The sequence below is a fragment of the Saccharibacillus sacchari DSM 19268 genome (assembly GCF_000585395.1).
Lineage (GTDB): Bacteria > Bacillota > Bacilli > Paenibacillales > Paenibacillaceae > Saccharibacillus > Saccharibacillus sacchari.
Genome location: NZ_KK073875.1, coordinates 1938767 through 1951198 on the forward strand (window position 1 = coordinate 1938767; position 12432 = coordinate 1951198).

The window sequence follows — 12432 nt, forward strand, 5'->3', positions numbered from 1 at the left end:
GATCCCCGAACGACAAGTTCGGAGAACTTTTTCATTTGGGGAAAGGAAGCATGACCATGTTATCGAACGTCAGATTTTCCGTCGCGATCGTCATATGCCCGCCGTACTTTTCGCAGATCCGCTCGATATTGGTCAGTCCGAAACCGTGCTCGTCGGCGTTCGCTTTGCGGCTGCGCAGATCGGTCACCTCGCGCTCCGTCCGGTTGCGCACGCGGATGAACATCGCGGCTTCGCTGGAACGAATCTCGACCCGGATCAACCGATCCTCCGCCTGCCGGACGATTTTGGACGCTTCGACCGCGTTGTCCAACATATTCCCGAGCACGACGCACAGATCGTATCGCTCGATCGCAAGCTCCGGTTCGCGCAAACGCAGTTCCGTATCGATTCGAATGCCGTTCGCGCGTCCGACGTTGAGCGCATTGGTCACCAACGCATCGACGACCAGGTTGCCCGAGTTCACCCGGAGATACGCGTTATCGATGCCTTTGAGCGTCGTGCGGATATGCTCGATCGCTTCCTCGCTCCGGCCGCGCTCGATATACTCCGCCACGACGAGCATATGCTTGTTGGTGTCATGGATGATGCGTTTGATCTCTTTGAAGCTGTGCACCGTTTTCTCGTAATTGGCGTCCTGGTAGTCCATCTGATTCTGCAAACGGTCGTTCTGAAGCGCCAACTGAAAACGGGCGATCACGGTATCCAGCATATAGACGACCAGCACGTTCAGCACGATAAACCCGAAGATGGACAAGAAGTAATGAATATTTTTTTCGCTGTATAAGGTAAAGACGTTCACCAGATAAATGCTGATGATCGGCACGGAAAGGAACAGCAGCGAATAGCGCGACTCCAACGGAAAACGGCGCTTTTTGACCACGAGACGGATCACCTGAATCACCGCGAACATCATCGTGCACCCCAGCAGCATCGTCATGGCCAGCGACAAATCATCGGGGATTTCGTCCGAAGGCATCCTCAAACTAAACGGTTCGAGCGAAGGATGGATCAAATAGATGAGAATCAGGTTGATCAGCGTCAGCAAAACCGCGTACAAGATGGCGAACATCAGCTTCAGCTTTTGCGAGACCCCATAACCCTGCGCGAACAGAAAAATGATCGACACCGCGAAAAAAGACGAGAGCAGATCCGGCAGCGCAATCGTCAGATAAACGAAAATCAACGGCAGAAAAGCAGCGATCCAGTATCTTTTGCTGCGTTTGCTTTTCTCTTTTCCGAACACCGAATTGAAATAAAAGTTCACCTGAACCGCCATGACCAGCGAAGTCCCGATGTTCAATACGTACAAAGGCAGCATATCTTCCATCATTCCATCCTCAGCACCATGAATCGCGTGCAGGCATCCTTCACTTCTTTGATCTTCGAACGTCCGATCGGCAGTTCGATTCCGTTCGACATAACGACGCGGCTGCCGGAAAATTTGCGGACATGCGACAAGTTGACGAGCACCGAACGATGAATTTGCAGGAAACGGCCTTCTTTCAACGCATCGGCATAACTCGAGATCAATCCTCGACCGTCGTGCGCGCCGCGCGTCGTCGTGATCTTCAGTCTGTTTTTCACCGTGAGACTATTGGCTGCTTCGATCGCGATAATCTCGTCGTGCCGCAGTACCAAATCGCCCTCCGCGGATTTGACGATCAGAATTTCTTGCTCTTTTTCTTCAAAATATCGGCATAGCTTCAGCATTTTCTCTTCAAAAACGATAGGATCGACGGGCTTGAGCAGATACTGGAACGTCATGACGTCGAAGCTCTCCAGCATATACTCGGCATAACTGGTCAGGAAAATGATCTGTTCGCTCAACCGCTTCATTTCTCTTAATTTGCGCGCCGTCTCGATCCCGGTCAGTCCGTTCATTTCGATATCCAGCACCCAAATATGAAAAGGCTCCCCACCGTTCTCGTAATGAGACAACAAAGCTTCGCCGTCTTCGAATTCTTCCGGTTCAAAATCAATGCCGGTCTTGACCGACAAGTCGAGCAGCATGCGCCGAACGTCCGCCCGGCGCGGCTGCTCGTCGTCGCAAATGGCAATGCGGTACATGATGGGCGTCCCTCCGTAGTTTTTTCTTCTATTATATAGGTTGCGGAAGGGAACGCCTATGCTAAAGCTTAGGCATTGGTCAAAGGCCAGTGCTGTCGATCCAATCTCCGTAGACGGCATGGATCTCGCGCAACACCTGCTCCGCTTCTTCTTTGTTTTGCGCAGCGCCGGTAATTTTTAGCAGACGAGGTTCTTCTTCGCCCATCCATTCTTCTGTCGTTGTCCATAAATGGAATTGTTCAAAGTCGTTATCGAAAAAGACCGTTGCAAATTTGGCATGTCCAAACGAAGGGGAGCTTGAATACTGTTGTTCATGGTTGTAAAAGATGCTCCCCATATTGATTCCGTCTTTTCGTTCGCCAACCAAAGGCCCCGTCATGGAATGACGCCCGTCCGTCATCCAGTTAAATCCGTCGACCGTAATTTGCGTTTTCAACTCCGGTTGGCGAAACAATTTGCGGTAGACCGTGCCTTTCACATGAATCACGGTCGGCTTATTCGTATGCGTGATCGCCAATTCTTCGGAATCGGACGTCTCGTAAGGGTACGGCGTATCGGCAATCGACACGATCGCCGGAATCTCTTTGTCGATCTGCTTGGGGAACGGATAAACCCAAAGAAAAATCGCCAAGAAAAAAAGAATAATGAGTCCGAGTGCGTAAGGTGTTTTCATGACGTTCTCTCCTTCGGTGTGCAAATTCTTGTCTTGATTGAACGTTTCGTTTGTTCGTTTCGTTATGCCGTTCGACGAAAAGAACCCTTCGCTGCGGGGAGCAAAGGGGGTCATGAAGACTCTATTTTATTCGAATGCAATCGCCGTAAACGTTCAATAGACTTTCTGCACCGTATACTTACTCGATTCTTTGGCGAACGGGATGCTTTTTCCGGCTTGCTTGTAAGCGGCGTCGACGGTCACGTCCACGATCACCCATTTGCCGTCCAGAAAGATTTCGTTCCAGGCATGATATTCGGTGACGTAAGTCGTGCTGCCCATCACCAATTTGGTCGGAATCCCGACGCTTCTCAGCATGACCGCCATCAAGGACGCGTAATCGTAACACATCCCTTTTCCCGAAATCAGCGTATCGTCGACCGAAGGAAGATAAGCCACTGGTGTTTCTTTGTCTTCATACACAATGTTCGCCGTGACGTATTCGTGGATCGCTCGCGCTTTGTCTCCGTCCGTTTTTAGGGTCGCCGTAAGCTTAGCAGCAAGCGCGGTCGCTTTTTGGGATTCTTTCCAATTGACGTTTTGCACGGAGCCCAAAAACACTTGATCCGCACCGGAATCCGGAAGGTCGATCGACGTCGTGCCAAGCTTCCGATAGGTTGTGCCGCTTTTATGTTCAGCCCAAGTAATCTCGTACGTGCCGCCTCCCGATTGCAAAGGGAAGGTCTCGGAGGTGCGCGCAGGGTCCAGATCGTACGTGTACACCTTGTCTCCTTTGACGATCATCAACTTATGCCGCTTTTTTGAAAAACGAATATCGTAACCGATCGTTACGGTTCCTGCTTGCAAGGAAGAAACGTCGATAAACAAAGTTTCCGCCGACATGTTCGCGGTCGTCGCAACGGAAGTCGAACTCCAGCATACAGTCAAAACAAAAGCCAACGCTGCTTTCAGCATCCACTTGTGCATGACACAGACTCCTTTCGATAGCTGGCTGTCACCCTCTCGGGAAAGACCCTTTAGCTTTGCGTCCCTGTTTTTCAATCAGGTTTGCCTTTATCGGATATAGAGATCATGCGAGACGAAGTGCTGTTCTTACTATTTATAAAACACAAAATCGACGCTAGTCTTCTAATCGATTCCTATTTTTAAAAATAAAAACCCCATCCAAAGGATAGGGCTTGATTTTTGCTTAGTATACTTTTTGTACGCTGTATTTGCTTGCGTCTTTAGCGAACGAGATTGTTTTGCCTGCATTTTTGTAAGCTGCATCAACCGTAGTATCCACAACCACCCATTTGCCGTCCAGGTAGATTTCGTTCCAAGCATGGTACTCTTTGACGTAAGTCGTGTTGCCCATTACCAATTTGGTCGGGATGCCGGAGCTTCTCAGCATAACGCCCATCAAGGAAGCGTAATCGTAGCAAATGCCGGTCTTGGAGATCAGCGTAGCGTCTGCCGAAGGCATATACACGTTGCCGACCGTTGCTGCCAACTTTGTATCGTATTTAACGGTCAATACGACGTAGTCGTAGATCGCTTGTGCTTTTTCTTTGTCGGTTTTTTTGCCTGCTGTCAGTTTCGCTGCCAATGCCGTTGCTTTTTTAGCGTCTTTCCAGTTTACGTTTTGTACCGAACCCAGGAATACGCTAGCTTGGCTATCGGAGCTGAGTTCAACCGAAGACGAGCCGATTTTTTTGTAGCTTGTGCCGCTTGTGTTTTCGAGCAGCGTCACTTCATATGAACCAGCGCCGGATTGCAGCGGGAAGCTTTCGCTCTTTTTCGCCGTGTTCAAGTCGTATGTGTATACCGTGCTTGCTTTGGCGATCATGACTTTAACCCGTTTGGAAGTGTTCGCGCTGTAGCTGACACCGATCGTGCCTTGACCCAGGGTCGAAGTGTCCAACCACGAAGCATCTACGGAAGAGGCGGAAGCCGGTGCGGCTACCGTAGGCAGTAAGCCGGCAGTCAAGCTAAGTGCGAGTGTAAGTTTGAGGATCCATTTGCGCATGGATAAAACTCCTTTCGGTGGCTGGCTGCCAACCCTTGCGGGTAAGGCCCTATAGCTTTGCGTCCCTTTCTTTCGAAAGGTTTGCCTTTATCGTTTTAGTCTTATCGTTCAATAGTGAGATACGGATGAATAAAATATGTGAGTATACGAAAAAAGCCCTATCTTTCGGCGGCTGGCTGCCAACCCCCTGGGGGTAAGGCCCTATAGCTTTGCGTCCCTGTCTTTCGATCAGGTTTGCCTTTATCGGTGAAAAGCTTCTTCTAGTTACATAGTATCACGAAAAATCAATTTAGCAAGACGGGTTTTTTATCTTTTAATACTTTAGACCCAATCCCATTTCCGCTCTTGCCAATCCGGCTTTGAAATTTCGCTTCCTTTTAATACTATCGGATTAAACTCCGCTATTTTTTACAGCGCAAGTCTCCTATTCCGAAAAGAAAAATCCACTCCCTGGAAAAAGAGAATGGATTTAGGACAGATCTTTTGATGTTATTTGCGTGCTCCGCGTCTGAACAAACCAGCTCCAAGCGCGACCAAGGCCAAGCCCAGCATATACATAGGAGTTTGTGAAGCTTCACCCGTTTGCGGCAGCGTTGCCGGTTGATCGCCGGTCGGTACGGGAGTCTCTGTAATTACGGGTGTGCCGAGAGGCGTCGGATCTTCCGGAATCGTCACTTCGTCCGTAGGAACCGGTGTCGGATTCACTGGAACTTCCGGTGTGCCAAGCGGCGTTGGATCTTCCGGAATTGTCACTTCGTCCGTAGGCACGGTTGGCGTTTCCGAAGGAATTTCCGGCGTGCCGAGAGGCGTTGGGTCTTCCGGAATCGTCACTTCGTCCGTAGGAACAGACGGTGTTTCAGTCGAAGGCGTAGGGTCCGGCGTTGGCGAACCTTGCGGAACTTCTTCGTCCGGGATTACGACCGTGCCAGGAACGGTTGGGTTCGTTGGGTTCGTTGGGGTCGGATCTGGAAGTGCTGGTGTTGTCGGTGGAACCGTTGGCGGCTGCTCCGCCGGCGGCTGCTCTGTTGGCGGCTGCTCCGTTGGCGGTTGTTCCGTCGGTGGCTGTTCCGTCGGCGGTTGTTCCGTCGGCGGTTGCTCCGTTGGTGGTTGCTCTGTTGGTGGTTGCTCCGTCGGCGGTTGCTCCGTTGGTGGTTGTTCCGTCGGTGGTTGTTCCGTCGGCGGCTGCTCCGTTGGTGGTTGTTCCGTCGGTGGTTGTTCCGTTGGCGGTTGTTCCGTTGGCGGCTGCTCCGTTGGCGGTTGTTCCGTTGGTGGCTGCTCCGTCGGCGGCTGTTCCGTCGGTGGTTGCTCCGTTGGCGGCTGCTCCGTTGGTGGTTGCTCTGTTGGTGGTTGCTCCGTCGGCGGTTGCTCCGTTGGTGGTTGTTCCGTCGGTGGTTGTTCCGTTGGCGGCTGCTCCGTTGGTGGTTGTTCCGTCGGTGGTTGTTCCGTCGGTGGTTGTTCCGTTGGCGGTTGCTCCGTCGGCGGTTGCTCCGTTGGCGGTTGCTCCGTTGGCGGTTGCTCCGTCGGCGGCTGTTCCGTTGGCGGCTGCTCCGTTGGTGGTTGTTCCGTCGGTGGTTGTTCCGTCGGCGGTTGCTCCGTTGGCGGTTGTTCCGTTGGCGGCTGCTCTGTTGGTGGTTGCTCCGTCGGCGGATCCTCTCCGTCCGGGCTCATTGGAGGAACTTCACTTTCGAAAGGAAAATGATGAGACTCTCCGTATCCGTTCAACTCGCCGGCAATTAGAGTTCCCTCTACGTTGCCGTTATCAAATTGGACTGTGCTCTTGGGAGCAAGCACGCTGCCTTGAACGCCGATTTGTTTGATTTCTAATTGTTTGGACTCGTAGAAGTTATAAATCACATTATGTTTGCTAACTTTATCGAGAAACATTCCCATGTTCGACATCACAATGTTATCGCCGCTTACGTTGACAATAACCGTCGAACCTTCGGGAGCCGAGATTCTGAACGTATGTGCAGCCGTAAGGTCTGCTCCATTTATCGTAAAAACATTCAATTTTTTATCTTCGCCCGTAAGACTGATGCTTCCGTAATACAAGATCGGTTCGCTGGTTGTTTTTTGTTTGGAGAGTAATAGCGATTGTTGAGTAAGATACGAGGTTTCTTTGGCAAAATCGATAGGATTGCCTTTCGTCGTCACTTTTTCGTTAGCCGTCGGCATGTTGATTACCGTTCCGCCGTACACGATGGCTCCTTTAGCCTCACCGTTGGAGAAATCAAGATTCCCGCCTACAACTACGGCAGGGCTATCTGTTCCTTTTGTTTTGTCTCCGACACTAAAAGAAGTGGCTTTGAGGTCACCGCCAACAGCGACTCGGCCCTCGATATCCGATTTGGTTTGATTGAAGTTTCCCAGTACAAAAACATTAAAGGCTTGGGCCGTGCCCAGAATCGAATTGCTCGAAGCATAGATCTTCACATTCGAATGACCAAAACCGATCGAGAGAGCCAGCAACGTCGCAGCAGAAATTTTTGTAAACTTGTTCATCTACTTCTCCTCCGTTAAGACCGTATTTTCGGCGCACTCTTTGCGGAATGCGCAAAAAGACCGCCAGGAATTCCTTCGTGGCGGTCGGACGGTCATTGTGCGGGAAGATGCACTGTAGACTCCGGACTTTGCGTCCCAAGCTTTCGCTTGGTTTGCGTTTCTCAAGGGTCACACATTCAATTCATACATGAATTCGTGTTGTCTGCTAAATAAGTCACAATCAATATAATAGATTTTCAGACTCATGGTCAATGTGACTTTAGTCTCTATTTATGGTATTTATTTTTGCAAAATGGCGTGAACGATCAAACGATGCGTAGGATTGATCAAAGGATCGCACGTAATCAACGTCAATGCGGTTTCTCCTTCGGTCGGGTTCAGCACCCAGACTTCGGTCGGCTCCACAATATGGATTTTGTCCACCTCGTATTGATAGGTTTTTCCGCCTTGATCGATTTCGATCAGGTCACCGACTTTTGCTTCATTCAAACGATTGAACAACCGTCCGGTTTTATGGGCACGGTGAGCGGCGACAGCCATATTGCCGTCCTCGACGCCCGCAAGCTGCGTTCCGGTTACATGCACCGACGCGCTTTTCATATTTTCTTTCGTTGCCCCTTCGACGATCGGGAGTTTGATATCCAGCTTCTCGTAGCGGATGACGCCGAGCACTTCTCCGTCTTGAAGCGCGTTCTCGTCGAGCGGCGTGCTTTCTTCGGTTTCATCGTCGCCTTCGTCAAGCAGATTCGAGATTTTTTCGTAATCGGGCACGGCCGAACCGCTCGATACCGGGGTAAGATCCAATGGCTTTTGGCTTTCGGCCTCGGCTTCTTTTAGCAACTGGGACTGCGCGCGATCCTCGAGCCAGGTGTTCACTGACGGATACAAAATAATGCAAAGTCCTACAATCATGAAAATATACGACCATTTTTTCACTAGTATTCCTCCTTATCCGCATTGATAGGCAACCTTGTCGCAACCATCGAAATGCGTCCTTGATTCCTTATAACCTCAAAAGTATGGCACAAAGCGAAAGCCGTGTCCAAGGGGAGCCCCTGAACACGGCCTGCCTGCTTAAGCCATACTTCGGAAAATCAAATTCGTTTGTGTAGTGTAGTACCTTATCAACTCTTAATCATAGGATTATGTTCGCTGGAAACCCACACGCTTTAGGTGGGTTTCCGGCGGGCATAACCTTACTTTTAGCGTTGATAAGGTAGTAGGTCGTCGTTGCAAAAGCCTATTACTGATTTTTTTTACCCGAGCGACGCAGCCATGCGCCGATTGCCAGTAATGCCAGTCCCAGTGCATACAATGGGTTCGCGGAAGTTTCGCCTGTTTTAGGCAGCGTAGTCGGCAATTCGCTTACGGACTGGGCCAGTACATCGGCGTTTCCTTGCGGAGTCCGATTGTCCGGAACATCTACGACTTCCGAAGTGGGATCAGAAGCAGCAACTTTCGAAGCGGCGTCTGTTTCAGGAGCACCTTGCGGCGTCGTTTCGTCCGGTACGTTAATCTCTTCCGATTCCGAAGGTGCAGAATCCGTATCCGGCGCGCCTTGCGGAGTTTCGTCATCCGGTACGATCACGGTTTCATCAGAAGCGGAGTTCGTATCCGGCGCGCCCTGCGGCGTTTCGTTATCCGGTACGATTACCGTATCGGCAGGAGCGGGAGCGGGATTCTGTGTCGTCGGCTGATCATTGACAGTCGGAGCCCCCTGCGGCGTTTGATTATCCGGAATCGTAACAGTTCCATTATCGGTTGCCGGCGTATTATTCACGGGTGCAGATGTATTATTTTCATTGACCGGTTGTACAGGTTGCTGTGTTGGAGTTCCCGGGTTGGTCGGTTGTTGCGGTTGTTCAACCGGCTGCTCTGGTTGTTCGACCGGTTGCTCCGGCTGTTCCACCGGCTGCTCCGGTTGTTCCACCGGTTGCTCCGGCTGTTCGACCGGCTGCTCCGGTTGTTCCACCGGCTGCTCTGGTTGTTCCACCGGTTGCTCCGGTTGTTCTACCGGTTGCTCCGGCTCTGGCTTTGGATTTTGCTCTTCATGCTTCTTCTTCAATTCCTCGACTTTTTTCAAAGCGTCTTCGGCTTTTTTATTGGCTTCATCAGCTTGCTTCTGTACCTTTTCCAAGTCTTTTTGAGTTTTTGATGATTTATCTTGCGCAACGTCTACTTCGCACTTAACGGAATCCGCATCTTTTTTAGCCTGGTTCAAAGCTTTGTTTTCTTTTTCGAAAACCGCTTTTTTATCTGCATATGCTTTCTCTGCTTCTTGCGATTCTTTTTTTGCGTTTTCGTATGCTTTATTTGCTTTATTATCGAATCCCCAAGACTTAACGGCTTCTTTGAAAGCCGCTGCTTCTTTTTTCTTTGCTGCGTCTAATTTATTTTGCGCGTCAGTTTGTTGACTCTTCGCCGCCGTAACGTCGTTCGTTTTCTGATTGACGCTTTGAATGGCAGTGTCGTGTTTTTTTTGAGCGTCTTTAAGCACTTGCTGGGCTGCTTCAGTCGCGATTGTCTTTTGCCCGACAGTTTGCTGTTTGACTGCCGCATTTTTTTTGGCAGCTTCGGCTGAAGCCAGCGCCTGCGCGATTTGCTGTTCATAGCTGGATTGCGGCGTTTGAGAAGATGTTCCCGGTTTGCTCCAGTGCGCTTGTGCCGAATTCGTCGCATAAGGAGTCAAGGAAATAGTCGACGTCAACAGGATCGCTGCGGAGGCTTTGGTTACAGAAGCTTTCGTGATTTTACTCATAAGTAAATAATCTCCCTTTAATTTTTTTATGTTTTAGATAATATTGGATGCAGAGAAACGCAAAAATACCGCCTTGAATGATCTAGCCATTCGTGGCGGTCGGACGATCTTAACGAGCGGGCGCTCGCCGTAGATTCCTGACTTTGCGTCCCAGCCTTTCGACTGGTTTGCGTTTCTCGGAGGGAAGTGCGATGACGCGGGGGAGTTGTAACGCAGAACCGGTGTTCGGGACTCCAGAACTACAAACAACAAAAAGACCGCCATCGTTATCGAGGCGGTCGGACGATCATGGCGAACGTGTCGCTGTAGATTCCTGACTTTGCGTCCCGGACTTTCGACCGGTTTGCGTTTCACTAATTAAGTCGGTTATTTGATTAAGGCGAGTATACCGGAATTGTCGATTTTGTGTCAATATCTTTTTTCGGGAAAACCGAAAAGTCCAAAAACCCTGGAATGAAGGGGTTCTTGGACTTTTGGGTCTTGAAGGATTTTGTCGAATGCCGAGACTAGCACCTTGACCGCATCAAATCTAAGGTTTGCGTTCATCGGAAACCCGCACGCTTCAAGCGGGTTTTCGATGGACGTAATCTAACATCTTAAGCGGTCATGGTACGAGTACCCTTTCAACTCTTAACCACAGGTTTACGTTTTCCTGAAACGCACACAGGGGAGCGTATTCCTATCTTTAGTGTTGACAAGGGACTACAATTGACTGCAAATCCGATCGAACGCTTCTTCTGCACGGAGCGTCACTTTATCGGCATCGGCGCGGCTCTTAAACTCCACGCGACCTTCGGCGGCTTCTCGGCCCACCACTACTCGGTATGAAAGTCCCAACAAATCCGCATCTTTAAACTTCACGCCGGCTCGCTCGTCACGATCGTCGAGCAGCGCTTCAACCCCCGCCGAGCGGAAGCGATCGTATAAAGCAAGCGCGAGGTTGCGTTGGTCTTCGTCCTTGATCGAAGCCGGAATGATATGCACGGCAGCCGGCGATAATTCTTTCGGCCATCTAATCCCGTTCTCGTCATGATTCTGTTCAACCACGGCAGACAAAATGCGCGAAATCCCGATACCGTAGCAGCCCATGATCGCGGGTTGTCTGCGGCCCGATTCGTCCAGGTACTCCGCACCCAGCTTCTCGCTGTATTTCGTACCCAGCTTGAATACGTGCCCCACTTCGATGCCCCGATAAAACTTCAGCGGTCCGCTGCCGTCCGGGCTCAGATCGCCTTCGGCCGCATTGCGGAAGTCGCCCACTAAATCCGCGGTAAAGTCGCGGTCCGGTCGCACGTTTTCCGCATGATAATCCGTTTCGTTCGCACCCGCGACTCCGGATGCCGCAGCCTGAACTTCACGATCCACAAGCAACTTCACACCCGACAAGCCCACAGGCCCGGCAAAGCCGACAGCTGCGCCCGTCAGACGTTCAACATCGGCTGCTTCCGCCAATTCGATCCGTTCGCCGCCAAGCGCGTTCAGCACCTTCGTCTCGTTGACCTCGCGATCTCCGCGCACGACTACCGCGATCGGCTGATCGTCTACCCGGTACAGCAGCGTTTTGAAAAAGGCAGACGCTTCCGCATCGAAATGGGCACATAATTGATCGATCGTATGCGCGTTCGGCGTATGCACCCGATTCATTGGCGGAACTTCCGCGCCCGAAGCGGCAGGTTCCTCCCAGAACATCTCGGCCTTCTCCAAATTGGCTGCGTAATCGCCGTTTTCGCTGACGACGATCGTATCTTCCCCGATATCCGCCAAAGCCATAAACTCGTGCGTTTCGCCTTCGCCGCCGATCGCCCCGGCGTCCGCCTGGACGGCACGGAAATTTAAGCCGACGCGGGTGAAAATGCGGCAGTACGCTTCATACATCGCGCGGTACGTCACGTCCAACTCTTCCCAGCTCCGGTCAAACGAATACGCGTCTTTCATCAGGAACTCCCGTCCGCGCAGCAGACCGAAACGCGGGCGACGCTCGTCGCGATACTTCGTCTGAATCTGATACAACGTCATCGGAAGCTGGCGATACGAGCTCACCTCGCCCGCGATCAGCGTCGTGATGACTTCCTCATGCGTAGGTCCGAGCGCGAATTCGCGGTCATGGCGGTCTTTCAACCGGATCAGCTCGGGCCCGTACACGTCATACCGTCCCGATTCGCGCCACAGCTCGGCAGGCTGCATTGCCGGAAGCAGCAGTTCCTGCGCGCCTGCGCGATCCATTTCCTCCCGCACGATCTCCTGTACCTTTTTCAATACGCGGAAGCCCAGCGGCAAATACGTATACACGCCGGAAGCAAGCTGACGGATCAACCCCGCGCGCAGCATCAGCTTGTGGCTGACCGCTTCGGCATCCGCAGGCGCTTCCCGCAGCGTAGGAATAAGCAATTGACTTTGTTTCATCGCAATCTCTCCTTCAAAATA

Annotated in this window: 9 protein-coding genes and 6 riboswitches; all 9 genes read right to left on the bottom strand. The window is 51.4% G+C overall.

From position 1 onward, the window contains the following. Positions 1-31 precede the first annotated feature (31 nt). Positions 32-1330, bottom strand: a complete 1299-nt coding sequence (locus SACSAC_RS08250; RefSeq protein WP_425414800.1) for a sensor histidine kinase — start codon at positions 1328-1330, stop codon at positions 32-34. After that, the gene (locus tag SACSAC_RS08255; protein ID WP_037285245.1) at positions 1327-2067 is read right to left on the bottom strand and encodes a LytR/AlgR family response regulator transcription factor; all 741 of its coding nucleotides are present in this window, start codon (positions 2065-2067) and stop codon (positions 1327-1329) included. Before SACSAC_RS08255 ends, SACSAC_RS08250 begins: the two co-directional genes overlap by 4 nt. A gap of 79 nt (positions 2068-2146) precedes the next feature. Further along, positions 2147-2740 carry a hypothetical protein gene (locus SACSAC_RS08260; RefSeq protein ID WP_037285247.1) on the bottom strand — a complete coding sequence of 198 codons (594 nt, stop codon included), beginning with the start codon at positions 2738-2740 and terminating at the stop codon, positions 2147-2149. 153 nt (positions 2741-2893) lie between these two features. Continuing rightward, positions 2894-3706, bottom strand: coding sequence for a transglutaminase-like domain-containing protein (locus SACSAC_RS08265; RefSeq protein ID WP_037285249.1), 813 nt, complete (start codon positions 3704-3706; stop codon positions 2894-2896). Positions 3707-3719: 13 nt separating this feature from the next. Beyond that, a riboswitch (cyclic di-GMP riboswitch) is annotated at positions 3720-3802 on the bottom strand. Positions 3803-3929: 127 nt separating this feature from the next. Then, positions 3930-4748: a transglutaminase family protein gene (locus tag SACSAC_RS08270; RefSeq protein ID WP_037285251.1), complete on the bottom strand. Its 819-nt coding sequence runs from the start codon at positions 4746-4748 to the stop codon at positions 3930-3932. 13 nt (positions 4749-4761) lie between these two features. Continuing rightward, a riboswitch (cyclic di-GMP riboswitch) is annotated at positions 4762-4844 on the bottom strand. A gap of 68 nt (positions 4845-4912) precedes the next feature. Continuing rightward, positions 4913-4997, bottom strand: a riboswitch (cyclic di-GMP riboswitch). Between the two features lie 240 nt (positions 4998-5237). Beyond that, positions 5238-7250, bottom strand: coding sequence for a choice-of-anchor A family protein (locus SACSAC_RS27590; RefSeq protein WP_084777974.1), 2013 nt, complete (start codon positions 7248-7250; stop codon positions 5238-5240). Positions 7251-7326: 76 nt separating this feature from the next. Continuing rightward, positions 7327-7417, bottom strand: a riboswitch (cyclic di-GMP riboswitch). A 112-nt stretch (positions 7418-7529) separates the two neighbouring features. After that, positions 7530-8186: a class D sortase gene (locus tag SACSAC_RS08290; RefSeq protein ID WP_051506972.1), complete on the bottom strand. Its 657-nt coding sequence runs from the start codon at positions 8184-8186 to the stop codon at positions 7530-7532. Positions 8187-8493: 307 nt separating this feature from the next. Beyond that, positions 8494-10008, bottom strand: a complete 1515-nt coding sequence (locus SACSAC_RS26945) for an LPXTG cell wall anchor domain-containing protein (RefSeq protein ID WP_051506973.1) — start codon at positions 10006-10008, stop codon at positions 8494-8496. A gap of 91 nt (positions 10009-10099) precedes the next feature. Further along, a riboswitch (cyclic di-GMP riboswitch) is annotated at positions 10100-10190 on the bottom strand. A gap of 88 nt (positions 10191-10278) precedes the next feature. Then, a riboswitch (cyclic di-GMP riboswitch) is annotated at positions 10279-10366 on the bottom strand. Between the two features lie 344 nt (positions 10367-10710). Further along, positions 10711-12411 (bottom strand): proline--tRNA ligase, encoded by a 1701-nt coding sequence (locus tag SACSAC_RS08300; protein WP_037285256.1) that lies wholly within the window; start codon positions 12409-12411, stop codon positions 10711-10713. Positions 12412-12432 lie beyond the last annotated feature (21 nt).

Coding starts and splice junctions, on each gene's coding strand:
- SACSAC_RS27590 (WP_084777974.1), bottom strand. CDS start 7,250: ATGAACAAGTTTACAAAAATTTCTGCTGCGACGTTGCTGGCTCTCTCG.
- SACSAC_RS08270 (WP_037285251.1), bottom strand. CDS start 4,748: ATGCGCAAATGGATCCTCAAACTTACACTCGCACTTAGCTTGACTGCC.
- SACSAC_RS08250 (WP_425414800.1), bottom strand. CDS start 1,330: ATGATGGAAGATATGCTGCCTTTGTACGTATTGAACATCGGGACTTCG.
- SACSAC_RS08300 (WP_037285256.1), bottom strand. CDS start 12,411: ATGAAACAAAGTCAATTGCTTATTCCTACGCTGCGGGAAGCGCCTGCG.
- SACSAC_RS08260 (WP_037285247.1), bottom strand. CDS start 2,740: ATGAAAACACCTTACGCACTCGGACTCATTATTCTTTTTTTCTTGGCG.
- SACSAC_RS08255 (WP_037285245.1), bottom strand. CDS start 2,067: ATGTACCGCATTGCCATTTGCGACGACGAGCAGCCGCGCCGGGCGGAC.
- SACSAC_RS26945 (WP_051506973.1), bottom strand. CDS start 10,008: ATGAGTAAAATCACGAAAGCTTCTGTAACCAAAGCCTCCGCAGCGATC.
- SACSAC_RS08265 (WP_037285249.1), bottom strand. CDS start 3,706: ATGCACAAGTGGATGCTGAAAGCAGCGTTGGCTTTTGTTTTGACTGTA.